Here is a 23,063-nt window from a genome sequence, read left to right on the forward strand (position 1 = left end):
GGCGCCGGCCTGGGCAGACGACGGCGCCCAATCAAACGTCGCGCTAGAGGACGTCGGTGTCGCCGCTGGCCTTCAGGGCGTCCACCGCCTGCTTCACCCTCTGCGAGTGCTGCTTGGTGGTAACCAGCAGCGCATCCGGGGTATCCACGATGACGACGTCCTTAATGCCGATCAGCGCAATGACTCGTTTGGTGTCCGAGACCACCACGCCGCTGGCGTTTTCGGTGAAGACGCGGGCGCCCTCGCCGAGGACGGTCACCTCGTCCACTTCTTTGGCGCTGTTGAGCCGGCCCACGGAGGCGAAGTCGCCGACGTCGTCCCAACGGAACGAACCGGGCACGACGGCGACGTCCCCGGCCGCCGCTGCGGGCTCGGCGACTGCGTAGTCAATGGCAATCTTGGGCAGCGTGGGCCAGATCCGCGCGGTGACTTCGTCACGCTGCGGGGTGTCCCACGCCTGGGCAATTTCCTGCAGGCCGTTGAACAGCTCGGGCTGGTTCGCTTCCAGGTGCTTGAGCATGAGGGAAACGGGCGCCACGAACATGCCGGCATTCCAGACGTACTCGCCGCTGTCCACGTACTGCTGGGCAACGTCCTCGTCCGGCTTCTCCACGAACTCCACTACGGCCTGGGCGCTGGGCGCGCCGGGTATGTGCAGCGAGTTTCCGGACCGGATGTAGCCAAAGCCCGTGGACGGGTGCGTCGGCTTGATGCCAATGGTCACGATCTTGCCGGCCGCCGCGGTGTGGATGGCTTCCCGCACCGCATCCTGGAAGAGACCGTCGGGGCTGATGACGTGGTCCGCGGCGAAGGAGCCCATAATGACGTCCGGATCGCGCTGGTGCAGGATGGCTGCGGCCAGGCCGATCGCGGCACCGGAGTCCTTCGGTTCGCTTTCGAGCACGAGGTCGCCGTCCTGCACCTCGGGCAGCTGGCTGCACACGGCCGTGCGGTGCGCCACGCCCGTGACAACAAGGACACGGTTGCCGGCCAGCGGTTCGAGGCGGTCGTAGGTGGCACGCAGAAGCGTGCTGCCCGACCCGGTGAGGTCGTGAAGGAATTTGGGAGCTGCTGCACGTGACAGAGGCCAGAGGCGGGTCCCCACACCGCCTGCAGGAATCACAGCGATAAAACGGCTGAGAGGTGAATCCTGGCTTGTCACTTTGTCGTTACTCATCAGGCCCTACTTTAGCCGACGCACCTCAAGGCGGCCTTTCACCGGCGGCCGGCATGCGGATACAGCGGCAACAGATGTGGTGTTGGTCTCAAAAAACCCGAAAATCCGTACAGTACGTGGCGGGCAAGGACCACCTGAATTGAATAAGCTGTGAGCGAAGCCTAGATTTAGGCCTGAGCTACGAGTGCTCTCGCAGTAGGCGTTCCCCCCGCGTGGATCCCACGCCAGCGCCGCTGTGTCGCAGGGAGGTTTATTCAGTGCCGACGAAACCAGCTGGCACCTTGTACCGCGGCCGTGAAGGCATGTGGTCTTGGGTTGGACACCGCATTACTGGTGTAGTGATCTTTTTCTTCTTGTTGGTCCATGTGCTGGACACCTCGCTGGTGAGGGTGTCGCCTGAGGCCTACACCGCTGTAATCGGTGCCTACAAGAACCCGCTGATGGCCCTGGGTGAAACGGGCCTCGTTGCAGCGATCGTGTTCCACGCCTTTAACGGCCTGCGGATCATCGCCGTCGACTTCTGGAAGAAGGGCGCCAAGTACCAGCGTCAGATGCTCTGGGTGGTGCTGGGCCTGTGGGTCGTCACCATGGTCGCCTTCGCCATCCGCCACCTGTCCCTCGCGCTCGGAGGTCACTAAGCCATGTCTGCAACTGAGATCCAGTCCCCGCGCAGCGGACAGATCGGCGGCAAGCCCGAATCCGGCAAGATCGACCCGAAGTACCGCCGCAGCGGAAGCTCGCGCGGCAACTTCGAAATGCTCGCCTGGCTGTTCATGCGTCTGTCCGGCGTGGTCCTGGTTGTGTTGATCTTCGGCCACCTCATCGTGAACCTCCTGGTGGGCGAGGGCATCCACGCCATCGACTTCGGCTTCGTTGCCGGCAAGTGGGCAGATCCGTTCTGGCAGTTCTGGGACCTCGCCATGCTGTGGCTCGCCATGCTGCACGGCACCAACGGCGTGCGAACCATCATCAACGACTACGCCGAGAAGGACTCCACCCGCTTCTGGCTCAAGATGGTCCTCTATGCAGCCTCCGCCGTCATCATCATCCTCGGCACCCTGGTGATCTTCACGTTCAACCCGTGCCCGGTAGTGGACGGCGTCCAGCTGCCCGGCGGCTTCTGCCCCGCGTAGCATCCCGTGGCGGCCCGCCATCCATTGGCGGGCCGCGATTTTGTGCGGAGACGGCTCAGACCGCCCGCTGTTTTATTGCGAATTTTGAGAGAAAGAGCGTCTGGTATGCAGGTCCATAAGTACGACGTCGTCATCGTCGGTGCCGGTGGCGCCGGGATGCGCGCCGCGATCGAATCTGGTCAGCGTGCGCGAACAGCAGTACTGACCAAGCTGTACCCCACCCGCTCCCACACGGGTGCGGCGCAGGGCGGCATGTGCGCAGCCCTGGCCAATGTCGAGGAAGACAACTGGGAATGGCACACCTTCGACACCATTAAGGGCGGCGACTACCTGGTAGACCAGGACGCCGCCGAGGTCATGGCCAAAGAGGCCATCGACGCGGTACTGGACCTCGAGAAGATGGGCCTGCCGTTCAACCGCACGCCCGAGGGTCGCATCGACCAGCGCCGCTTCGGCGGCCACACCCGTGACCACGGCAAAGCTCCGGTGCGCCGCGCGTGCTACGCGGCCGACCGCACGGGCCACATGATCCTCCAGACCCTGTACCAAAACTGCGTTAAGCACAACGTTGAGTTCTACAACGAGTACTACGTCCTGGACCTCCTGACCGTCGAGGAAGACGCCGTACGCGAGGACGGCACGCCGTTCAAGCAGAAGCGCGTTGCCGGCGTCGTGTCCTACGACCTCGCCTCCGGCGAGCTGCACGTGTTCCAGGCCAAGTCCGTGGTGTTCGCCTCCGGCGGCGCCGGCAAGGTCTTCAAGACCACCTCCAACGCCCACACCCTGACCGGTGACGGCATGGGCATCGCGTTCCGCCGCGGCATCCCCCTCGAGGACATGGAGTTCTTCCAGTTCCACCCGACCGGCCTCGCCGGTCTGGGCATCCTCCTGTCCGAAGCCGCCCGCGGTGAAGGCGCCATCCTGCGCAACTCCGAGGGTGAACGCTTCATGGAGCGCTACGCCCCCACCATCAAGGACCTCGCCCCGCGTGACATCGTTGCCCGCTCCATGGCCAACGAGGTGCGTGAAGGACGCGGCTGCGGCCCGAACAAGGACTACGTGCTCCTTGACCTGACGCATCTTGAGCCGGCCCATATCGACGCCAAGCTGCCGGACATCACCGAGTTCGCCCGCACCTACCTCGGTGTGGAGCCCTACACGGAGCCCGTCCCCGTCTTCCCGACGGCGCACTACGCCATGGGCGGCATCCCCACGAACATCAGCACCGAGGTCCTGCAGGACAACGACACCGTGGTTCCGGGCCTCTACGCTGCCGGCGAGGTGGCCTGCGTGTCCGTGCACGGCTCCAACCGTCTGGGCACCAACTCCCTGCTGGACATCAACGTGTTCGGCAAGCGCGCCGGCATCGCAGCCGCGGAGTACGCCAAGACCGCTGACTTCGTGGAGCTGCCGGAGAACCCGGTGGCATACACCACCGAACTGCTGGACATTGCCCGCAACGGCACCGGGGACGAAAAGGTGGCGCAGATCCGCAAGGAACTGCAGGACACCATGGACGCCAACATGCAGGTGTTCCGCACGGCAGACACGCTCAACCAGGTCCTGAAGGACATCGAGTCCTTCGAGGAGCGCTACAAGCGCATCAACGTCCAGGACAAGGGCAAGCGCTTCAACCTGGACCTGCTGGAGGCCGTTGAGCTCGGCTTCCTGCTGGAACTGGCACGGGTCATGACGGTTGCTGCCCTGCACCGTGAGGAATCCCGCGGCGGGCACTTCCGCGAGGACTTCCCGGACCGCGACGACGAAAAATTCATGAAGCACTCCATGGCGTACAAAGAAGACCACGCACCGGCCGACGGTTCCGCGGAGGAGGCAATCGCCGGTGTGCGGCTTGCCACCAAGCCGGTTGTCTTTACGCGCTACGAGCCGATGGTGAGGAAGTACTAATATGTCCGCTGAACTTGCTGAGCCAGCCTCCAAGATCGAACTTCCCGCCGGTGTGGGCGGCGGCGGGGAAATCCCGACGTTCGACATCACCCTGCGCGTCCGCCGCTACGACCCCGAGGTTTCCGCCGAAGCCCGCTGGGACGACTTCAAGCTGACCATGTACGGCACGGACCGCGTGCTGGACGCCCTGCACAAGATCAAGTGGGAAGTGGACGGCAGCGTCTCCTTCCGCCGCTCCTGCGCCCACGGCGTCTGCGGTTCCGATGCCATGCGCATCAACGGCCGCAACCGTCTCGCCTGCAAGACCCTGCTGAAGGATCTGGACACGTCCAAGCCCATCACCGTTGAGCCCATCAAGGGCCTGCCGGTGGAGAAGGACCTGATCGTGGACATGGAGCCGTTCTTCCAGTCCTTCCGAGAGGTCATGCCGTTCCTGATCAACAAGGGCCACGAGCCCACGAAGGAACGCCTGCAGTCCGCCGAGGACCGTGAACGCTTCGACGACACCACCAAGTGCATCCTGTGCGCCGCGTGCACGTCCTCCTGCCCGGTGTTCTGGACCGATGGCCAGTACTTCGGCCCGGCAGCGATCGTGAACGCCCACCGGTTCATCTTCGACTCCCGTGACGACGCCGGCGACATGCGCCTGGAGATCCTCAACGACAAGGAAGGCGTGTGGCGCTGCCGCACCACCTTCAACTGCTCCGAGGCATGCCCCCGCGGCATCCAGGTCACGCAGGCCATCGCCGAGGTCAAGCAGGCCATCCTGGCCCGTAAGATCTGAGCCCGCTTATTTAGCGACAAACGGACGACGGCGTCGCTCACCACGTACGGGAAACGTACGGTGAGCGGCGCCGTCGTCGTATCAGACCCGATTATCGAGCTTGTCGAGATCCGGGTTACGGCAAGCTCAACCAGCAGGTAGGTAAAAGATGCACCGCTCCGAAAAAGTCTCGTTCGAAGGCACCACCGGTGAACTGCTGTCCGGCATCCTCGATGTTCCGGACGGCCCGGTGAAGGGCTGGGGCGTCTTTTCGCACGGCTTCACGCTGGGCAAGGACAGCCCCGCGGCGTCCCGGATGTGCAAGGCCCTGGCGGACAACGGGATCGGCATGCTCCGCTTCGACAACGTGGGCCTCGGCGGTTCGGCAGGGCAGTGGTCCGCAGGCTCCTTCAGCCACAAGGTGGCGGACACTGTCCGGGCGGCGGAGTACATGCGGGCCGAGGGCCGGGCCATCTCCCTGCTGGTGGGGCATTCCTTCGGCGGCGCCGCCGTGCTCGCGGCAGCGTCGGAAATCCCGGAGCTCGATGCCGTCGCCACCGTCGGGGCGCCCTTCTCCCCCAAACATGTGGCCCACGTCTTCGATGCGGCGCTGGACAAGATCCTCAGCGAAGGCAGCGCCGAGGTGGACCTGGGCGGCAAGCGCGTGGAAATCCGCCGGCACTTCGTGGAGGACCTCGAAAACGCCGACCTCACGGACTGCATCCGGCGCCTGCACAAGCCCCTGATGGTCCTGCACTCCCCCACGGACAACACCGTGGGCATCGAGAACGCCAGCACGATCTTCCAGACCGCCCGCCACCCGCGGAACTTCGTCTCGCTGGAGGGCAGCGACCACCTGCTGACCGGCAAGGGGCAAGCCGCGCGGGCCGCGAAGATCATCGCGGCGTGGGCCGACCAGTACCTCGACGCCGGACACTGACCCCCACCGGGCGCGGATGCTCGGCCGGGTGGTACCGTTCCACCGGCGTCTTACCGGGCTGCACCTGCCGTGGCCCCCAGCCGGTGGTTTTTGCCGCCGGGGCCGCCTTCAGGTCCTCCTCGCGGATGGCCGACCAGGACGCGGCAACAAGATAGACCCGGCTCACCAGGTTGAACCAGATCAGCAGGCCGATGATGATGGCGAACGGCGCCAGGATGGGGTTGCGTCCCGCCCCGGCCAGCAGTTCGGTGCTGAATACCTGCAGGACCGTGGTGCCCACCCCGGCGAGGATGGTCCCTTCCAGCAGCGCCTGACGTGACAGCTTCAGACTGCCGGCCAGGCGGAACATGATGAGCGCCGTAATCCAGCTCAGGAGCAGCGGCACGGCGATCTTGATCAGTGCCGCCGGCGGCCCCGCCACGGCCGGGTCCAGCCGGAGCTGCTCGATCACCCAGCCGGCCGCGGTGCCGAACACAAGGGACGCGCCCGAGCTGATGACCAGGGCCACGCCGAGCAGCAGCAGCGTTCCGGCGTCGTGCAGTTTGAGGACCACGGGATTGAGCTTGAGCGGGCCCAGCATCATCACTCCGCGGAGGCCTTCCCGCACCCCGGCGATCCAGCCCAGGGAGGTAATGACGGTAACGGCGGCGGCAATGACTGCCGTCCAACCGAGCCCGTCGGGGTTCAGGAGGTCCTTCGGGTCCACCAGGCCCTCCCCGCCGTCCACCTTCAGCAGGCCCGGCGCGCTCTCGGCCACGCTGGCAATGATCCGGTCCAGGAGCGCGGGCTGGCCGCGCAGGGCCAGCCCCGCAATGGAGAACCCGGTGGTCAGCAGGCCCGTGATGGAGAAGAACATGTTGAAGCCGATGCCCGCACTCATCAGCGGTCCGTGCTGCCTGGTGTAGTGCTGCAGCACCCGGACGGGACGGAAGGTGTTAAGCCGGGCCTGCAGAAACTGGACCAGGGCCATGAGCCGGGGGAAGGTCCCCTGGCCGGACCTCCGGGCCTTGCCCCACTCCACCCGCTTGCGGATGACCTCCAGCTTGAGCTGTGCCCGTTCAGTGGGGAGCGGTGGCTCCGTCAGCGTTTGTTGCTCGGAGGGAGTCCCGTTCGTCGTCTGGTTCGGTACCAAAGTCAAGCTCTTCCCGTAGCTGCCAAATACCGTCGGTGTCGTGCTCGTAGAGTCCCATGCTAACCACCGGGAAGGTCGCCCTGTAGTCTTTCAGCACCGTTTCGGCCTCATCGAGACTCTCCGGTGCGACGTCGTGGGCAATGGTCACATGGGGATGGTAGGCAAAGGGCAGCTCACGTTCGAGCGGTCCGGTCTGGAGCTTTTCGTGGAGGTCGACACACTCCTGGAAGCCCTCGTCGACCCTGATGAAAACCACCGGCGAGACGGGCCGGAAGGACCCTGTTCCCGCGATGGTCACCATGAACGGCGCCTGCGTCCGGGCCACCGCCCGCACGTGGTCCCGGGCCGCTTCCCAGTCGTGCGTGGGGGTGGTGGTGACCAGGGTGATGTGCGCCGGGATGACGGTGGCCATGGGGTCCCCGAAGGATGCCCGCCACCGCTGCAGTTCCTCGGCGATTTCAGGCGGGAAGCCCAGAATGACCCCAAGGCTCATTCCGTTGCTGACTCCGCTGTTGGCGGGCGTGGGGGCCGGCATCTCGCTAGCGGGCTCCGGCATATGGCAGGAATCCGGTCTTGGCATAGACGTCCGCGAGGGTGGCAGAGGCGATTGCGCGGGCCTTGTCCGCCCCGTGGGCCAGCAGCCGGTCCAGCTCCGCGGGGTCGGCAAGCAGTTCGTTGGCACGCTCGCGGATCGGGGTCAGCCGCTCGGTCACCACCTCGGCAAGGTCCACCTTGAGGTGGCCGTACATCTTGCCGTCATAGGCGGCCACCAGCTGGTCAACGGTCTGCCCGGTGATAGCCGAGTAGATGGTCAGCAGGTTGGACACGCCGGGCTTCGTTTCCCGGTCGAACCGGATCTCGGTCTCCGCGTCGGTCACGGCGGACTTGATCCGCTTGGCGGTGACCTTGGGGTCATCGAGCAGGTTGATTAGGCCGTTGGGCGACTCCGCAGATTTGGACATCTTGGCGGTGGGAAGCTGCAGGTCGTAGATCTTCGCCGATTCCTTCTGGATGAAGGGCTCCGGAACGGTGAACGTCTTGCCGAACCGGGTGTTGAACCGGGTGGCGAGGTCGCGGCTGAGCTCCACGTGCTGGCGCTGGTCCTCGCCCACCGGTACGCCGTGCGGCTGGTAGAGCAAAATGTCCGCGGCCTGCAGGATCGGGTAGGTGAACAGGCCGACGCTGGCATGGTCCGAACCCTGCCGGAGCGCCTTGTCCTTGAACTGGGTCATGCGGGACGCTTCGCCGAAGCCCGTGATGCAGTTCAGGACCCAGGCCAGCTGGGCGTGTTCGGGCACCTGGGACTGGACGAACAGGGTGCACTTGTCCACGTCCACGCCGCCGGCGATGTACTGCGCGGCTGTGACCCGCGTCCGGTGCGCCAGTTCCGCGGGGTCCTGCGGGACGGTGATCGCGTGCAGGTCCGGGATGAAGAAGATGGCGTCGTATTCATCCTGCATCCGCACCCAGTTCACGAGGGCGCCGAGATAGTTGCCAAGGTGCAGGGAATCAGCGGAGGGCTGCATGCCGGACAGGATGCGGTGCCGGATCCCGGCAGCCGGCTGGGTGCCGTCCGCTGCTTCGGGCTGCGCAGCGGCGTCGGTCACGGTGGAAGTGGAGGTCATTCGTCGAAGCCTTCGGAACTAGAGCCGGTAGTCCACTACCAGCGGGGCATGGTCAGAGAAGCGGGTGTCCCACGAGGGTGCCCGGTCCACGACGGCCGAAACTGCTGCGGCCGCGAGGGCGGGGGTGGCCAGGTGGTAGTCGATGCGCCAGCCGGCGTCGTTGTCGAAGGCCTGGCCGCGCTGCGACCACCAGGTGTAGGGGCCGTTGACGTTGCCCGCCAGGCCCCTGTGAACATCCTTCCAACCGATCTCCTCACCGAAGAAGCGGTCAAAGTAGGCGCGCTCCTCCGGCAGGAAGCCGGCACGCTTGACGTTGCCCTTCCAGTTCTTGATGTCCAGCTCAGTGTGGCCGACGTTCAGGTCACCGGTGACCAGGGCGTGGTCGCTGTGCTTGGTGAGCTCGGGCAGACGCGTGCTCATGACATCCAGAAAGCGGTATTTGTCCTCCTGCTTGGGCGTGCCCGCCTCGCCGGAGTGCACATAGGCGCTCACGACGGTCAGCTGGGACGCGTTGCCTTCGGCGTCGCGGACGCGGAAGTCGGCCTCCACCCAGCGGCCGGCGGTGGCGAAGTAGTCATCGCCGATGTGGTCGCGGGTGACAAGGGGCTCCTCGCGGGAGGCGATGGCGACGCCGGCGCGGCCCTTGGCCTCGGCTTCGGCGTGCAGGATGTGCCACCCTTCGCCGATGAGCTGGCGCACGATGGTGTCCGGGGCCCGGACTTCCTGCAGGGTCAGGATGTCCACTTCGCGGGCCGCAAGCCACTCGCCCATGCCCTTTTTGTAGGCAGCGCGGAGGCCGTTGACGTTGACTGTTGCGATGCGAAGGTGGTCCTTCTTCAATGCCGAGCTCACCCGTTCCACTCTAGTCGATGATGGTTCCGGTCACGGGTTCGCCGGACCCGCCGGACGACTTGATCATGTCACGGGCGTTGGTGGCAGTGATCTCAATGGTCTCGAGGGCGCGGCGGATGGTGTCCTGGTCCGCAGCTGCGCCCTTGGCCCGCTCCTGCTCCACCACGCGCACCTGCACCTGGACGATCTTGAAAGAGTGGTCCAGCTTCATGTCCCGGATCTCCTCCGCCTCGCCGCGTTCACGGACCAGGCGGGTTCCGCCGTGGTCGGCCGAGGCGGTGGAGGGCGCGCGGCCTGTGGCGGCGTTGAACGCGTTGTGCGCCTCGTTAATCTTGGCCCCGGCCTTCTTGGCCGCCCGCTGGATGCTGAACACCACGAAGGAGGCCAGCGCCAGCCAGAACAGTGCGATGACGGCAACAACCCAGCCGACGACGTCGTTCTGGTTGGCGGCGAAGATCACTGCCACCAGGAAGGCGGTGATCAGGACCAGCAGGCCCGGACCGCTGATGCGGAACATGGAGAATCCGCCCCGGCCCGGCGTGGATGAAGACTTGGAGCTGCCCAGAGATTGCATGAAGCTATTCTCTCAAATCCCGGGAGCGCCCCAGAACGCTTCCACCGGCGGCGAACACCTGCCTACTTCAGGAACAGGCTCCGCAGCCTGCCGGTGGTGAGCATGAGGCCCAGCACGATCATCACCAGGTAGTAGCCCACGTGGATTGCCGTGGCCGGGGTGAAGGAGGCAGCGCTGATCTGCCGCAGCAGCTCCACCCCGTGCCACAGCGGCATGGCCTGGATCAGCCACTGGATGTACTCGGCGTAGACGCTCAGCGGATAGAAGGTGGCGCTGAAGAGGAACATCGGCAGCATGATGAAGTTCACCCAGTCCATCTGCTGGAACGTCTTCATGAAGCTGGTGATACCCATGCCGAAGCTGGCGAACCCGAAGGCGATCAGCACCGACGCCGGAATCATCAGCAGCGCCCACGGCGTGGTGATCAGGCCCATCAGCCCCATGACCGCCGTGAACCCGGTGGCGTACAGCAGGCCGCGCAGCAGCGCCAGGAAGATCTCGCCGATGGCCACGTCCAGCGGCCCGAGCGAGGTGTACAGCATCCCCTGGTAGAGCCGGGCGAAGTTCATCTTGAAGAAGACGTTCCAGGTGGAGTCGTACACCGCGCCGTTCATGGCCGAAACCGCCAGCAGCGCCGGTGCGATGTACGCCGCGTAACTGATCTCCTGGCCGCCCGGACCGGCGACGGAGCCCACCACGGCGCCCATCCCGACGCCCATCGAAATCAGGAACAGCACCGGCTCGAAGAAGCCGGACAGCATGACTAGCCAGTTGCTGCTCTTGGTGGCCATCAGCCCGCGCCCGATCACCGCACGGGCGTTGCGGGAGTACAGCGGGCCGAAGCGCCGGTTCCGGGCCTCCTCCGTGACGGCGTGGCCTTGGGTCAGGACTGTCACTGTCCCATCCTCCTGATGAATTGGCGCTTGGTGAGGACCCAGCCGAACCAGGCCAGGGCCAGCAGGAACACGACATGGATGATGGTCAGCACCGGGGATTCCTCGTAGCCGAAGGTCATCACCCGGCCCAGTTCCGTGCCGTGCCAGATCGGCGAGATCCAGCCGATCCAGCGGACCAGCACGGGCAGCGTGTCCAGCGGGAAAAACGTGCCGGAGAACAGAAACAGCGGCATGACGATGAACCGCATCACCATGGCGAACTGGCCTTTGTCCTCCTTGATGGATGCCGCGTAGGCCATGAGCGGCAAGCCGAACGAGAGCCCGGCCAGCGTGGCCACCAGCACGGAGCCCCAGCCCCAGCCGCTGGGTGAGGCGCCGAACATGGCCACGATGACGAAGTAGATGACGGACTGCAGCAGGAACCGCAGTGTCACAGCGATGATCTGCCCGGCCGCGATCTGTTCGGGAGTCAGCGGCGAGGCGTGCGGACCGTAGTACACCCGGCGCCATTTGAAGCCGTCCATCACCGGGAACGTGAACTCGTTGGCTGCGGTCATGACCGCGGCCGACACCAGCAGCGCCGGGGCGATGAAGGCGATGTAGCTGACGCCGCCGAAGCCGGCGACGGTGTTGGTGTCCACCAGCGTGGCCAGGCCGACGCCCATCGCGAACAGATACGCCGCGGGCTGGCCCACGCTGTACAGGAAGATGGACCAGCCGTACCCCTTCATGACGCGCAGGACCTGCTCGGCGTAGTAGAATGCGCCCCAGCGCCGCGCCTTGGCGGCCGACACCCCGGGAGGGTGGGCGCGCAAGGTGCGTCCCGCCGTCGGGCCTTCCGGTGCGTTCCCGGCGGGAGCGGGCCCGGCAATGTGCCCGCCGGCGTGTCCGGCGGTTGACGGCTCAGTCAATGAGGCTCCTGCCGGTGAGCCGGAGGAACACGTCCTCCAGCGAGGACCTGCGCACCAGCGAGGTCAGCGGCCGCAGCCCGCGCGCGGAGACTTCCTCCAGCGCCGCCTCGCCGTCGTGGGTGTAGATCAGCACGCGGTCCGGGAGGGTTTCCAGGCGTTCGCCGATGCCCTCGAGTTCGGCACCGATGCTGGCGTTGCGCTCCGACCCGAACCTCAGCTCCAGGACCTCGCGGGTGGAGTAGTCCCGGATGAGCGCGGCCGGCGAGCCTTCCGCCATGATGCGGCCCTTGTCCACCACGATCAGCCGGTCGCAGAGCTGCTCGGCCTCGTCCATGTAGTGCGTGGTGAGGATCAGCGTGACGCCCTGCTCCTTCAGCCGGAACAGCCGGTCCCAGAGAATGTGCCGCGCCTGCGGGTCGAGGCCCGTGGTGGGCTCGTCAAGCAGCAGGATGCGCGGCTCGTTGATGAGTGAGCGCGCGATGGTGAGGCGGCGCTTCATGCCGCCGGACAGGGCGTCCACCTTGGACTTGGCCTTGTCCGTCAGCTGGGCGAATTCGAGCAGTTCGTCGGCCTTGGGCTTGAGGTAGCTCATGGGCAGGCCGAAGTAGCGGCCGTAGACCAGCAGGTTGTCCCGGACCTTGAGTTCCTCGTCCAGGTTGTCCTGCTGCGGCACCACGCCCAGGTGCGCGCGCACCTCCGGGCCGTTCTGTTCGGGGTCCAGCCCCATGATGGTCAGGTTTCCGGAGGTCCGCTGGGAAACCCCGCCGATCATTTTCATGGTGGTGGACTTCCCGGCGCCGTTGGGGCCGAGCAGCCCGAAGGACTCCCCCGCCGGAACACTGAAGGAAATGCCGTCGACGGCGGTGACCTCGCCGTAGGTCTTAGTCAGGTTCTCGGCGGTAATCACGTACCGCGGCGGGGCGGGCACGGCGCAGGGCCCTGATTCTTTCTCGGGCCCTCTCTCGTTGGCGGGCACAGGCTTTTTGGACGTTCCTTCGGCGGAATGGAGTTCGGGCACCCCATTACGCTAGTACGCGTCGTGGGCCAAAGGAATAGCTAAATATCAAAAAGCCGGAACAGCAACGCGAGGTCGGTATCGCCCAATCCGGAGGCACCAGCGGGCGATATCTGCCCCTCCCCGCCCGCCCCCTTGCCTCGCAAGTCCGCTCCGGCTCCCTGCCCTCGCAAGCTCGGGCCGGGGCCCTCGCCGGAGCGGCTCCACGGCCAGGGAACCCGGCGGGCATGGGCCCCCGTTGTGCTTTGTGTTACCTGCGGTTCCCCCGGGCCTCGCCGCGTGAGTCGCCGCGGAGGACCTCCAGGCGCTGGCGGTACTCGGTCTCGTCAATTTCGCCGCGTGCATAGCGCTCGCGCAGGACGCTTTCGCCGCCGCGGGCGGTGGCCCATTCGTGGTTCCGTCGCCAGGTGCGCCGGGCGAAAAAGATGAGCAGGCCGATCACCAGGATCCAGAACAGCGGGAATAGTAGGAACCACGGCGAGAATCCGCCGCCCCATGGGCCGTGGGCAACGGGATCGGCCGGCAGCTGCGCGGACTGGACCGCGAATGTGGTGGCTAAGGATGAAGTCATGTCATGCTCCCAAAATCTCCGTAAGGGCCGTCTTTCGGCTCTGCTTCGAGTCTGCGCGTCCGACGGCTGCGGGTCGTCCGACGCCGGGAGACACCTTGGGTGCCCCGCGTACTCCGCCGGGAGTCCGGCCATTGCTTCCTCAGCCGGCCCAGCCCGGCCGCACCAGCCCGGATTCGTAGGCCAGCACCACCAGCTGTGCCCGGTCCCGGACCAGCAGCTTGGTCATGATGCGTGAGACGTGGGTTTTGGCCGTGAGCGGCGTGATCACCAGCCGGTCCGCGATCTCCGCGTTGTTCAGGCCTTCGCCCACCAGCCGCAGGACCTCGCGCTCCCGTTCGGTGATGTTCTCCAGCGACACCGGAGCCGCCGTGGCCCGGGACTGCAGCGCCAGCTGGGCCATGATGCGCCGGGTGACGGACGGCGAGAGCAGGGCGTCGCCGTCGTGGACCACGCGGACGGCGCGGAGCAGCTCCTCGGGTTCGGTGTCCTTCACCAGGAACCCTGCGGCCCCGGCCCGCACCGCCTCCGCGATGTATTCATCCAGTTCGAAGGTGGTGAGGATGATGATCCTCGTCCCGTTCAGGTTCCGGTCCGCCATGATTTTCCGGGTGGCCTCCAGCCCGTCCATCTCGGGCATTCGGATGTCCATCAGCACCACATCCGGACGCTCCCGGGCAGCGAGGCGAACGGCGTCACGGCCGGTTCCGCACTCGGCCACCACCTCCATGTCCGCTTCGGCGTTCAGGAGGGCACGGAAGCCGGCACGGATGAGCGTCTGGTCATCGGCCAGCAGGATCCGGATCACTGCGCATCCCGTTTCACTGTGATTCCCGCTTCGTTCCTGGAGAGGGACGGGACGGCGGACCGGCTACCGGGAGCACGGCCCGGACCCGCCAGCCCGGATGCGGCGGCGGGTTCAACGGCGCCAGGTGCAGCGAACCGCCCACGGCTGCTGCCCTCTCCCGCATCCCGGTCACGCCGTTGCCTTCCGGAACCCCGGCGGCCCCGGCGCCGTCGTCGTCAATGGTCACGGTGAGCTGCTTTCCGGGGTTCCCCGCCGCCGTCGTGCCCTCCAGGGCGAGGATGACGGCAGCCTTCCGGGCACCGGAATGCCGCACCACGTTGGTCAGGGCCTCCTGGACGATCCGGTACGCCGCTTCCTGGGCGGCGTCCGGCAGCTCCTGCACGGCGGCCGCCTCGGGCGCAGTCAGGCTGACCTCGAGCCCGGCGCGGCGTGCGTCGTCGGCCAGCCCGGGAAGCCGGTCCAGCCGGGGCGGCGGCGCGGGGCTCAGCGGAGCATCCTCGCGGAGCACGCCCAAGAGCTGGCGGACCTCGGCGAGCGAATCCTTGCTGGCCGCCTTGATGGCTTCCAGCGCGGGGCGGAACTGGGCAGGGTCCTTCTCGCCCAGATGCAGCGCCACGGACGCGCGGACGTTGATCAGGGACAGGGAGTGGGCAACGACGTCGTGGATGTCCCGGGCAAGGGCAAGCCGGTACTCATCGCGGGCAGCCTGTTCGCGGGCCTCGTGCTGGCGCCGCCGTTCCGCCACCCGTTCGGTGCGCAGCCGCACGCCCTCCCCCACCAGCACAAGAATGGCCAGCCACGAGGTCCCGGCGAATGCCCGGACCAGGGCGAACTCGTCGCCGGCGGCCGCCGCGACAGTCACCAGGACGGCTGCACAGGCGCCGGCCACGGCCCAGGTCTGCCAGCGCTTCCCGGCCGCGGCGGACAGCACGATCGCCAGCGCCAGCGACAGGAACACCGGGCCCCAGGCGTAACCAAGCGCCAGGTACGCTGCGACGGAGGCGGCCGCGGCAGGCAGCATCACCAGCGGGGCGCGCCTCCGCAGCGACAGGGCCGCCGGTCCTGCGAGCAGCAAGACGAACGCGAGGGCATCCAGCGGCCGGTGGTCAGGCTGCCGGGCGGAGGCGAAGATAGTGCCGACCACCTCGAAGACCGCCACGGCAACCACGATGGCTGCTGTGGGCGGTCCCCGGAAACGACGCTGCATAAGTCCGAGCCTAACCGGGACGGCCCCACCCGTCGTCGGCTTAACGGCGTAGGGCGCCTACTCCCGGAGGAGTAGGCACCCCACGTGGCGGTGGTTGAGCCCGCCGGTTGAGCTTGCCGAAACCCAGGATCTCGCTCCCCACCCGCACCCCAACCTCGGTCAGGGAACCCTCCCCACCAGCACCCTGACCTCGCAAGCTCGGCCCGGGAACCCTGCTGGCGTGGGCCCGGCGCGATCAGCGGTTTGGCGCGATCAGCGGATTAGGCGATGCCCGCCTGGCGTTCGGCGGTTTCCACCACGTTGGCCAGGAGCATGGCGCGGGTCATCGGACCCACGCCGCCCGGGTTCGGGGACAGCCATGCGGCGACGTCTGCGGCGTCGGGGTGCACGTCACCGGTGACCACCGCCTTGCCGGTGCCGTCGTCAACACGGCTCACGCCGACGTCGAGCACGATGGCGCCCGGCTTCAGGTCCTCGGCCTTGACCAGGTGCGGCACGCCGGCCGCGGCGATCACGACGTCGGCCTGCCGTAGTTCGGCGGGCAGGTCGGCGGTGCCGGTGTGCGCCAGGACCACGGTGGCGTTGACGTCCTTGCGGGTCAGCAGCAGGCCCACCGGGCGGCCGATGGTCACGCCGCGTCCCACAACGAGGACGCGCTTGCCCTTCAGGTCAATGCCATGGCGGCTAAGCAGTTCTACGCAGCCCTTGGGGGTGCAGGGCAGCGGGGACTTCATGGGGCCGCTGATGTTGGCCACGAGCCGGCCCAGGTTCATCGGATGCAGGCCGTCGGCGTCCTTGTCCGGATCCATGGCCTCCAGGATGACGTCCTGATCGATGTGCTTGGGCAGCGGCAGCTGAACGATGTAGCCGGTGCATTCCGGGTTGTCGTTCAACTCGCGGACCACGGCCAGGAGCTCGTCCTGGGTGGTTTCCTCGGGCAGGTCGCGGCGGATGGAGTTGATGCCCACCTCGGCGCAGTCCTTGTGCTTGCCGCCCACGTACCAGGTACTGCCGGGGTCAGACCCCACCAGAATGGTGCCCAGTCCCGGAGTGACGCCCTTGGCCTTGAGTGCGGCCACGCGTTCGGTCAGCTCGGCCTTGATGGCAGCGGCGGTAGCCTTGCCGTCAAGGATCTGCGCGGTTTTTGCGGTTTCAGTCACGGATCACCACTGCTCGTGCTGCGGGTACAGCGGGAAGTCGGCAGCGAGCTTGTCCACGCGGGCCTGCAGGGCCTCAACGTCGGTGGCGGAGCCGGCCTTCAGCGCGGTGGCGATGATCTCGGCAACCTCGGTGAATTCGGCGGCACCGAAGCCGCGGGTGGCCAGGGCCGGGGTGCCGATGCGCAGGCCGGAGGTGACCATCGGCGGGCGCGGGTCGAACGGCACGGCGTTGCGGTTCACTGTGATGCCCACGGAGTGCAGGAGGTCCTCGGCCTGCTGGCCGTCCAGCTGCGAGTTGCGCAGGTCCACCAGCACCAGGTGAACGTCGGTGCCGCCGGTGAGGACGGAGACGCCGGCCTCGGCAACGTCGGACTGGTTGAGGCGGTCGGCGATGATCTTGGCGCCTTCCAGGACGCGCTCCTGGCGCTCCTTGAATTCGGCGGTGCCGGCAATCTTGAAGGCCACGGCCTTGGCAGCGATCACGTGCATGAGCGGGCCGCCCTGCTGGCCCGGGAAGACGGCGGAGTTGAGCTTCTTGGCCCATTCCTGCTTCGCCAGGATCACGCCGGAGCGCGGCCCGGACAGGGTCTTGTGCACGGTGGAGGTGACGACGTCGGAGTGCGGCACCGGGCTCGGGTGCAGTCCGGCGGCAACGAGGCCGGCGAAGTGCGCCATGTCGGTCCAGAGCAGGGCGCCCACCTCATCGGCGATCGACCGGAACGCGGCGAAGTCGAGGTGGCGCGGGTACGCGGACCAGCCGGCGATGATGACCTGGGGCTTTTCGGCGATGGCCTGCTCGCGCAGCTTGTCCATGTCGATCCGGAAGTTGTCTTCCTCGACCTGGTACGCGGCAACTTCATAGAGCTTGCCGGAGAAGTTCAGCTTCATGCCATGCGTGAGGTGGCCGCCGTGAGCCAGGGAGAGGCCCAGGATCTTGTCCCCGGGGGTGATCATGGCGTGGAGCGCGGCGGCGTTGGCCTGCGCGCCGGAGTGCGGCTGGACGTTGGCGTACTCGGCGCCGAACAGAGCCTTGACCCGGTCGATCGCCAGCTGCTCGGCGACGTCCACGTACTCGCAGCCGCCGTAGTAGCGGCGGCCCGGGTAGCCCTCGGCGTACTTGTTGGTCAGAACGGAGCCCTGGGCTTCCATGACCGCGCGGGGCGCGAAGTTTTCGGAGGCGATCATTTCCAGGGTGCCGCGCTGGCGGCCGAGCTCCTGGTCCAGTACTGCGGCGATCTCGGGATCGAGTTCAGCCAGCGGCTGGTTGCTGACGGAGGAGGTGCTAACGGAAGTCGGTGAAGTAGTCACGAAGAACTCCTGGCTAGGGATGGGCACTGCTAAAGGTCAGGCTACCGGCTTGAACGTTGCTCCGCCCTTCGATGACCACCATCCGGAAACGCTTCTGGACGCAGATCCATTAAGGGCGCCGCAGCGCACTGGGCGGCTGCTCTTCGAGAAGCGCAGCGCTACCGGCAAAACATGACCCTCGGCCCAGGCGTACGATCCGTGGTCTTCGTGAATGCCGCTCCCTGGTGGTTAGCCACCCAAACGCCAGTTGCGACCCCACCACAGTATCAAAAGCGCCGCCCACGCGCGGGTAGGCTGTTCTTCGTGAATGAAGACCAGCTCGCCAAATCGTACGTAGTAACCCTGTCCTGCCCCGACCGCCCCGGAATTGTGCACGCCGTTGCCGGCGCCCTGCTCGTGGCGCGCTGCAATATTACGGATTCCCAGCAGTACGGCAGCGAGTCCACTGGAACCTTCTTCATGCGCGTGGAAGCCACCACCACCGCCTCCCAGGCTGAGGTGGTTGCCGCCCTGGAGCCGGTGGCCGAAGCCTTCGGCATGCAGTGGAACCTGAACCCCGTGGGCCGGAAGGTCCGCACCCTGCTGATGGCCAGCAAGTCCGCCCACTGCCTGAACGACCTCCTGTTCCTGCAGCGCTCCGGCACCCTGCCCATCGAGGTTCCCGCTATTGTTTCCAACCACCGGGACCTGGCCGGGCTGGCGGAGTTCTACGGCATCCCGTTCCACTACATCCCTGTGACGGCCGACACGAAGGAACAGGCCGAGGACCAGCTGCGAAAGATCATCGCTGAAGAGGGCGTCGAACTGACCGTCCTGGCCCGTTACATGCAGATCATCTCGGACGATCTCTGCACCGAGCTGACTGGCAAGGCCATCAACATCCACCACTCCTTCCTGCCGTCCTTCAAGGGCGCCAAGCCCTACCACCAGGCCCATGCCCGCGGCGTGAAGCTGATCGGCGCCACCGCGCACTACGTCACGGCCGCGCTGGACGAGGGCCCGATCATTGAGCAGGAAGTCATCCGCGTGGACCACGCGCGGACGCCGGAGCAGTTTGTGCAGATGGGCCGGGACGTGGAAGGCCGCACTCTTGCCCAGGCCGTGCAGTGGCACGCCGAGCACCGCGTGCTGCTGGACGGCAACCGGACTGTCGTCTTCAACTGATCTGCCGCCTTCAACTTTGCCGGCCAACTTCGCCGCCGCGGACCGTGTCCGCGGCGGCGGCTTTTCGGCGGCGGTTCACACACAGCGGGTTTTAACCAAAACTGGTTAACACGATGACTCTGCTGACGGAAACCTCGCTGGAACCCTTCATCGCCCTGCTCAAGGCCCAGGGCAGGCACGCCGTGCTGGACGTGTGCTGCGGTCCGGGCGACGACGGCCTCAGGTTCGTCCAGGCCGGCATCCACTACACGGGCGTTGATCCCTTCGACGGAAACGTCCGGTATGCGATGGCCCGCAGATTGAGCGTGTCGGTGGCAGACCCGGCGCGCCTGCCGTTCGCGGCGAATACGTTCCCGGCGGTCTGGGCGGTCCAGTCGCTGGAGGGGCTCACGGCGGAGCAGGCGGACGACGTCGTGCGGGAGCTTGAGCGCGTGGCAGAACCAGGTGCGCCGATCGCCGTCGTCCTCCCCTGACTGCTGCCGGACCGCTGCTATGCCCGGTCCGCTGTGGCGGACAGCTGGCTGCCTTGGGACACCGCGGGCGGGTTGAGCCGCACGCGGACCGCGGCGCCGGCGCAGAGTATGACGGCAAGCCCGCCCACAACGGTGGCCCACGTCAGCTGCTCGCCGAGCAGCAGCGCAGCCCAACAGATGCTCATCACCGGCTGGGCCAGCTGGACCTGGCTCACCTGGGCCATGGGCCCGAGGGCAAGGCCGTGGTACCAGGCAAAGAAGCCCAGAAACATGCTGACGACGCCGAGGTAGGCAAAGGCGGCCCACTGCGCCGGCGTACCCGAAGGCTCCTGCCGGGACACGGAGAACACCATAAGGGCCACCATCAGGGGCGAGGCCAGGACAAGGGCCCAGGATATGGTCTGCCACGCGCCAAGCTCGCGGGCCAGCAGGCCTCCCTCGGCGTACCCCACGGCAGCAGCCAGCACGGCGCCGAAGAACAACAAATCCGTCCAATGCAGCTGGCCGAACCCGCCGGGCTGTGCGACGGCGAACGCGATAGCGGCAAAGGCCCCCGCCCCTGTCGCGATCCAGAATGCTACCCGTGGACGCTCGCGGCCGCGGAACACCGCCAGCGTTGCAGTTGCAGCCGGGAGCAGGGCTATCACCACGGCCCCATGGCTGGCCGGCGCGGCGGTGAGCGCGTATGTCGTCAGCATGGGGAAGCCGATGACGACCCCTCCAGCGACCAAAGCCAGGCGAAGCCACTGCGTGCCGCGGGGCTGGCGCTGCCGCGTCAGCGCAAGTGCCGCGGCGGCCAGGACGGCCGCCACCACTGCCCGGGCCGAGCCAATGAACAAAGGAGACAGCCCCTCCACTGCGAGGCGGGTCAAGGGAACGGTGAACGAGAAAGCCACCACCCCCAGGAGGGCCCACCAGATTCCGGCACGCGAGGATCCGAGTGCCGGTCCCGCAAGCGACCCCATGGAAGGCGATATCACCGGGCGAACTTGAACAGTAGCGCTACTATTGTCTCTCATGAACAACGATAGCAGTTCCCGGATCGCGTCGCGGCTGAGGGAATGGGTCGCCGGGGCAGCGCCGGGATCCCGGCTGCCGTCGACCAGGTCGCTCGTCGCGGAGTATCAGGCCAGTCCCGTCACCGTTCAGAAGGCGCTGCAGTCCCTCACGAGGGAGGGCGTCATCGAGAGCCGGCCGGGCGTGGGGACATTCGTGCGGGCCGTCCGGACCGCGCGGCCCTCGGACTACGGCTGGCAGACGGCCGCCCTGCGGTCACCGCAGGCTCCGCTCCGGCCGGCCTCCGCCGCCATGCGGACAGCACCCAACGATGTCATCGCGTTCCATTCCGGCTATCCTGCCCGCGAACTCCTGCCCGAGCGGCTGGTGCTCGCGGCGCTCGCGCGGGCGGCCCGCGGCGAGGCAGCGCTGTCGCGTCCCCCGGCGGCAGGGCTGCCCGAGCTGCAATCCTGGTTCGCCCACGAGCTCGGAAGCTCCACCCTGGCCGGCATTACGCCGCCCAACCCGAGCGACGTCGTCGTGCTTCCCGGCAGCCAAAGCGGCCTGAGCTCGATCTTCAGGGCGCTCGTCGGCTACGGACACCCGCTCCTGATCGAGTCCCCGACCTACTGGGGAGCCATCCTGGCTGCGACGCAGGCCGGCGTCCGCGTGGTCCCGGTACCCAGCGGTCCCGGCGGCCCGGACCCGGACGAACTGGCCCGCGCCTTCGAGGAAACGGGAGCCCGGATGTTCTATGCGCAGCCGAATTACGCGAACCCCACCGGCGCGCAGTGGGACAGCCGGCGCGGCGAACAGGTACTGGACGTCGTGCGCAGGAACGGCGCCTTCCTCCTCGAGGACGACTGGGCGCACGACTTCGGCATCACCACCACTGCACAGCCGGTGGCGGCCCGCGACGGTTCCGGCCACGTGGTGTATCTCCGTTCGCTGACCAAGAGCGTCTCCCCTGCCATCCGGGTGGCCGCCGTCATTGCGCGCGGCCCGGCACGCGACCGCATCCTCGCCGACCGGGGAGCCGAGTCGATGTATGTCAGCGGCCTGCTCCAGGCCGCGGCACTCGACGTTGTCACCCAGCCGGCCTGGCAGACCCACCTGAGAAGCCTCCGGCACCAGCTCCAGTCCCGCCGCGATCTTCTGCTCACGAGCCTGATTCAGCACGCACCGCAGGCCCACATCGAGAATGTCCCTAAGGGCGGGCTGAACCTCTGGGCACGCCTGCCCGACGGGACCGACGTCGAACAGCTCTCCCGGAACTGCGAAAGCGCCGGCGTCATCATTGCGGCCGGAACGGAATGGTTCCCCGCCGAACCGGCGGGGCCGTTTATCCGACTCAACTACGCGGGCCCCAACCCGGGCGCATTTCCCGAGGGCACCCGGATTCTCGGCCAGGAGCTCTTGCGGACCTCCGGGTAAGCCTGCTGTTCTGCGCGCACCTAGGATGGGGAGTGGTCTGGGTGCGAAGCGCCGGCGTTATGCCGGTCAGGGCCCCAGCTATGAGAAAGGACAATACTTCTTGGGCTATGTCTATCTGGCACTGGCGATTGCCGCAGAGGTCCTCGGCACAAGCCTGCTCAAGTCCACGGAGGGATTCAGCCGGCTCTGGCCCAGCGTCTGGTGCCTGGGCTCGTACGGGGTTGCCTTCGCGCTGCTCTCGCAGGTGGTCAAGAATGTGCCGGTCGGCGTGGCCTATGCCCTCTGGTCGGGCCTCGGAACGGTCGCCATCGTGGCCATCGGCGCCGTGTTCCTCGGCGAGGAACTGAACCTCATGAAAGTCCTCGGCATCGCCCTGGTGGTGGCCGGCGTCGTCGTCCTGAACGTCGGCGGAGCGCACTGACCTTTGGCCCCGGGAAGAAAGTACTCCCGGCCCGGCTTGTCCTAGGCTTGGGTGCATGGCTCCCATTTACCCCTTCGCCGGCGACACGCCGGACATCCACCCCTCCGTGTTCGTCGCCCCGACGGCGTCGATCATCGGCCGCGCCACGCTCGCCGAGGACGCCAGCGCGTTCTACGGCGTCTCGGTGCGTGCGGACACCGCCGCCATCACCGTGGGCACCGGCAGCAACCTGCAGGACAACGTGGTCCTGCACGCCGACCCGGGCTTCCCCTGCAGTGTCGGGGCGCGCGTCAGCGTCGGGCACAGCGCCGTCGTCCATGGCTGCACCGTGGAAGACGACTGCCTCATCGGCATGAGCGCCACCATCCTCAACGGGGCGGTGATTGGCGCCGGCTCGCTCGTGGCGGCCGGCGCCGTCGTGCTCGAAAGGACTGTGGTCCCGCCCCGCTCACTGGTGGCCGGGGTGCCGGCCAAGGTCCGCCGCGAACTCACCGATGAGGAGTTCGACGGCGTGAAGCGCAACGCGGCGCACTACCGCGAGCTCGCCGAGGCGCACCGCGAACTCCACTGGCACAACCGCTGAGCTGAAGACCCGCAT

The 23,063-nt window shown here is 67.0% G+C and carries 25 protein-coding genes and 1 riboswitch; of the genes, 10 read left to right on the top strand and 15 right to left on the bottom strand.

Annotated elements, in window-relative coordinates; translation table 11 throughout:
• Positions 1 to 43: 43 nt before the first annotated feature.
• On the bottom strand, positions 44 to 1,177 hold the full coding sequence (locus AC5RWD_RS16190; RefSeq protein ID WP_494020991.1) for a mannose-1-phosphate guanylyltransferase: 1,134 nt from the start codon (positions 1,175 to 1,177) through the stop codon (positions 44 to 46).
• Between the two features lie 257 nt (positions 1,178 to 1,434).
• On the opposite strand from AC5RWD_RS16190, the gene sdhC reads away from it, so the two are divergent.
• From sdhC to AC5RWD_RS16215, 5 genes are all read left to right on the top strand, one after another.
• Complete coding sequence (gene sdhC / locus AC5RWD_RS16195) at positions 1,435 to 1,815, top strand: succinate dehydrogenase, cytochrome b556 subunit (protein WP_076798412.1); 381 nt, start codon at positions 1,435 to 1,437, stop codon at positions 1,813 to 1,815.
• Positions 1,816 to 1,818: 3 nt separating this feature from the next.
• Positions 1,819 to 2,310: a succinate dehydrogenase hydrophobic membrane anchor subunit gene (locus AC5RWD_RS16200; RefSeq protein WP_494020992.1), complete on the top strand. Its 492-nt coding sequence runs from the start codon at positions 1,819 to 1,821 to the stop codon at positions 2,308 to 2,310.
• A gap of 105 nt (positions 2,311 to 2,415) precedes the next feature.
• Positions 2,416 to 4,218: a succinate dehydrogenase flavoprotein subunit gene (gene sdhA, locus AC5RWD_RS16205; RefSeq protein ID WP_494020993.1), complete on the top strand. Its 1,803-nt coding sequence runs from the start codon at positions 2,416 to 2,418 to the stop codon at positions 4,216 to 4,218.
• A 1-nt stretch (position 4,219) separates the two neighbouring features.
• Complete coding sequence (locus AC5RWD_RS16210) at positions 4,220 to 5,002, top strand: succinate dehydrogenase iron-sulfur subunit (protein ID WP_306921628.1); 783 nt, start codon at positions 4,220 to 4,222, stop codon at positions 5,000 to 5,002.
• A gap of 148 nt (positions 5,003 to 5,150) precedes the next feature.
• Complete coding sequence (locus tag AC5RWD_RS16215) at positions 5,151 to 5,921, top strand: alpha/beta hydrolase family protein (protein WP_494020994.1); 771 nt, start codon at positions 5,151 to 5,153, stop codon at positions 5,919 to 5,921.
• Here AC5RWD_RS16215 and AC5RWD_RS16220 read toward each other — a convergent pair.
• The 13 genes from AC5RWD_RS16220 to glyA form a co-directional block, all read right to left on the bottom strand.
• Complete coding sequence (locus AC5RWD_RS16220) at positions 5,878 to 6,942, bottom strand: YihY/virulence factor BrkB family protein (protein ID WP_494021042.1); 1,065 nt, start codon at positions 6,940 to 6,942, stop codon at positions 5,878 to 5,880. The genes AC5RWD_RS16215 and AC5RWD_RS16220 overlap by 44 nt on opposite strands.
• A gap of 37 nt (positions 6,943 to 6,979) precedes the next feature.
• Entirely contained in the window at positions 6,980 to 7,588 is a 609-nt protein-coding gene (locus AC5RWD_RS16225; RefSeq protein ID WP_494020995.1) for a 2'-5' RNA ligase family protein, read from the bottom strand.
• Between the two features lie 4 nt (positions 7,589 to 7,592).
• Complete coding sequence (trpS, locus tag AC5RWD_RS16230) at positions 7,593 to 8,678, bottom strand: tryptophan--tRNA ligase (protein WP_494020996.1); 1,086 nt, start codon at positions 8,676 to 8,678, stop codon at positions 7,593 to 7,595.
• 18 nt (positions 8,679 to 8,696) lie between these two features.
• A complete protein-coding gene (locus tag AC5RWD_RS16235) occupies positions 8,697 to 9,530 on the bottom strand; it encodes an exodeoxyribonuclease III (RefSeq protein ID WP_494020997.1) in 834 nt (277 codons plus the stop codon).
• Between the two features lie 10 nt (positions 9,531 to 9,540).
• Entirely contained in the window at positions 9,541 to 10,104 is a 564-nt protein-coding gene (locus AC5RWD_RS16240; protein ID WP_494020998.1) for a hypothetical protein, read from the bottom strand.
• Positions 10,105 to 10,166: 62 nt separating this feature from the next.
• Positions 10,167 to 11,000, bottom strand: coding sequence for an ABC transporter permease (locus AC5RWD_RS16245; RefSeq protein WP_494020999.1), 834 nt, complete (start codon positions 10,998 to 11,000; stop codon positions 10,167 to 10,169).
• Positions 10,997 to 11,872, bottom strand: a complete 876-nt coding sequence (locus tag AC5RWD_RS16250) for an ABC transporter permease (RefSeq protein WP_494021043.1) — start codon at positions 11,870 to 11,872, stop codon at positions 10,997 to 10,999. The genes AC5RWD_RS16245 and AC5RWD_RS16250 overlap by 4 nt, the downstream gene beginning before the upstream one ends.
• A gap of 31 nt (positions 11,873 to 11,903) precedes the next feature.
• On the bottom strand, positions 11,904 to 12,839 hold the full coding sequence (locus AC5RWD_RS16255; RefSeq protein WP_494021044.1) for an ABC transporter ATP-binding protein: 936 nt from the start codon (positions 12,837 to 12,839) through the stop codon (positions 11,904 to 11,906).
• Positions 12,840 to 13,176: 337 nt separating this feature from the next.
• The gene (locus AC5RWD_RS16260; protein WP_494021000.1) at positions 13,177 to 13,497 is read right to left on the bottom strand and encodes an SHOCT domain-containing protein; all 321 of its coding nucleotides are present in this window, start codon (positions 13,495 to 13,497) and stop codon (positions 13,177 to 13,179) included.
• 139 nt (positions 13,498 to 13,636) lie between these two features.
• A complete protein-coding gene (locus AC5RWD_RS16265) occupies positions 13,637 to 14,302 on the bottom strand; it encodes a response regulator transcription factor (RefSeq protein ID WP_494021001.1) in 666 nt (221 codons plus the stop codon).
• A gap of 13 nt (positions 14,303 to 14,315) precedes the next feature.
• On the bottom strand, positions 14,316 to 15,509 hold the full coding sequence (locus AC5RWD_RS16270) for a sensor histidine kinase (RefSeq protein ID WP_494021002.1): 1,194 nt from the start codon (positions 15,507 to 15,509) through the stop codon (positions 14,316 to 14,318).
• A 260-nt stretch (positions 15,510 to 15,769) separates the two neighbouring features.
• Positions 15,770 to 16,669 (bottom strand): bifunctional methylenetetrahydrofolate dehydrogenase/methenyltetrahydrofolate cyclohydrolase, encoded by a 900-nt coding sequence (locus tag AC5RWD_RS16275; RefSeq protein ID WP_410558395.1) that lies wholly within the window; start codon positions 16,667 to 16,669, stop codon positions 15,770 to 15,772.
• Positions 16,670 to 16,672: 3 nt separating this feature from the next.
• Positions 16,673 to 17,977: a serine hydroxymethyltransferase gene (glyA, locus tag AC5RWD_RS16280; protein WP_494021003.1), complete on the bottom strand. Its 1,305-nt coding sequence runs from the start codon at positions 17,975 to 17,977 to the stop codon at positions 16,673 to 16,675.
• 174 nt (positions 17,978 to 18,151) lie between these two features.
• A riboswitch (ZMP/ZTP riboswitch) is annotated at positions 18,152 to 18,238 on the bottom strand.
• Positions 18,239 to 18,280: 42 nt separating this feature from the next.
• Between glyA and purU the strand changes: the two genes are divergently transcribed.
• Both purU and AC5RWD_RS16290 read left to right on the top strand, forming a co-directional pair.
• Positions 18,281 to 19,141, top strand: a complete 861-nt coding sequence (gene purU, locus AC5RWD_RS16285; RefSeq protein ID WP_494021004.1) for a formyltetrahydrofolate deformylase — start codon at positions 18,281 to 18,283, stop codon at positions 19,139 to 19,141.
• A 113-nt stretch (positions 19,142 to 19,254) separates the two neighbouring features.
• Positions 19,255 to 19,614 (top strand): class I SAM-dependent methyltransferase, encoded by a 360-nt coding sequence (locus tag AC5RWD_RS16290; RefSeq protein ID WP_494021005.1) that lies wholly within the window; start codon positions 19,255 to 19,257, stop codon positions 19,612 to 19,614.
• Between the two features lie 17 nt (positions 19,615 to 19,631).
• On the opposite strand, the gene AC5RWD_RS16295 is transcribed toward AC5RWD_RS16290, so the two are convergent.
• Positions 19,632 to 20,579 (bottom strand): DMT family transporter, encoded by a 948-nt coding sequence (locus tag AC5RWD_RS16295; RefSeq protein WP_494021006.1) that lies wholly within the window; start codon positions 20,577 to 20,579, stop codon positions 19,632 to 19,634.
• A 52-nt stretch (positions 20,580 to 20,631) separates the two neighbouring features.
• On the opposite strand from AC5RWD_RS16295, the gene AC5RWD_RS16300 reads away from it, so the two are divergent.
• From AC5RWD_RS16300 to AC5RWD_RS16310, 3 genes are all read left to right on the top strand, one after another.
• Positions 20,632 to 22,044, top strand: coding sequence for an aminotransferase-like domain-containing protein (locus tag AC5RWD_RS16300; RefSeq protein ID WP_494021007.1), 1,413 nt, complete (start codon positions 20,632 to 20,634; stop codon positions 22,042 to 22,044).
• 100 nt (positions 22,045 to 22,144) lie between these two features.
• On the top strand, positions 22,145 to 22,465 hold the full coding sequence (locus AC5RWD_RS16305; RefSeq protein ID WP_494021008.1) for a DMT family transporter: 321 nt from the start codon (positions 22,145 to 22,147) through the stop codon (positions 22,463 to 22,465).
• Between the two features lie 55 nt (positions 22,466 to 22,520).
• Complete coding sequence (locus tag AC5RWD_RS16310) at positions 22,521 to 23,048, top strand: gamma carbonic anhydrase family protein (protein WP_494021009.1); 528 nt, start codon at positions 22,521 to 22,523, stop codon at positions 23,046 to 23,048.
• The last annotated feature ends 15 nt before the right edge of the window (positions 23,049 to 23,063 follow it).

The sequence above is a fragment of the Arthrobacter sp. CMU6 genome (assembly GCF_059090205.1).

What these genes read in the sequence shown, in the direction of transcription:
- AC5RWD_RS16190 (WP_494020991.1), bottom strand. Translation starts at nt 1,177, where the DNA reads ATGAGTAACGACAAAGTGACAAGCCAGGATTCACCTCTCAGCCGTTTT.
- AC5RWD_RS16200 (WP_494020992.1), top strand. Translation starts at nt 1,819, where the DNA reads ATGTCTGCAACTGAGATCCAGTCCCCGCGCAGCGGACAGATCGGCGGC.
- sdhA (WP_494020993.1), top strand. Translation starts at nt 2,416, where the DNA reads ATGCAGGTCCATAAGTACGACGTCGTCATCGTCGGTGCCGGTGGCGCC.
- AC5RWD_RS16210 (WP_306921628.1), top strand. Translation starts at nt 4,220, where the DNA reads ATGTCCGCTGAACTTGCTGAGCCAGCCTCCAAGATCGAACTTCCCGCC.
- AC5RWD_RS16215 (WP_494020994.1), top strand. Translation starts at nt 5,151, where the DNA reads ATGCACCGCTCCGAAAAAGTCTCGTTCGAAGGCACCACCGGTGAACTG.
- AC5RWD_RS16225 (WP_494020995.1), bottom strand. Translation starts at nt 7,588, where the DNA reads ATGCCGGCCCCCACGCCCGCCAACAGCGGAGTCAGCAACGGAATGAGC.
- trpS (WP_494020996.1), bottom strand. Translation starts at nt 8,678, where the DNA reads ATGACCTCCACTTCCACCGTGACCGACGCCGCTGCGCAGCCCGAAGCA.
- AC5RWD_RS16240 (WP_494020998.1), bottom strand. Translation starts at nt 10,104, where the DNA reads ATGCAATCTCTGGGCAGCTCCAAGTCTTCATCCACGCCGGGCCGGGGC.
- AC5RWD_RS16260 (WP_494021000.1), bottom strand. Translation starts at nt 13,497, where the DNA reads ATGACTTCATCCTTAGCCACCACATTCGCGGTCCAGTCCGCGCAGCTG.
- AC5RWD_RS16270 (WP_494021002.1), bottom strand. Translation starts at nt 15,509, where the DNA reads ATGCAGCGTCGTTTCCGGGGACCGCCCACAGCAGCCATCGTGGTTGCC.
- AC5RWD_RS16290 (WP_494021005.1), top strand. Translation starts at nt 19,255, where the DNA reads ATGACTCTGCTGACGGAAACCTCGCTGGAACCCTTCATCGCCCTGCTC.
- AC5RWD_RS16295 (WP_494021006.1), bottom strand. Translation starts at nt 20,579, where the DNA reads ATGGGGTCGCTTGCGGGACCGGCACTCGGATCCTCGCGTGCCGGAATC.
- AC5RWD_RS16300 (WP_494021007.1), top strand. Translation starts at nt 20,632, where the DNA reads ATGAACAACGATAGCAGTTCCCGGATCGCGTCGCGGCTGAGGGAATGG.
- AC5RWD_RS16310 (WP_494021009.1), top strand. Translation starts at nt 22,521, where the DNA reads ATGGCTCCCATTTACCCCTTCGCCGGCGACACGCCGGACATCCACCCC.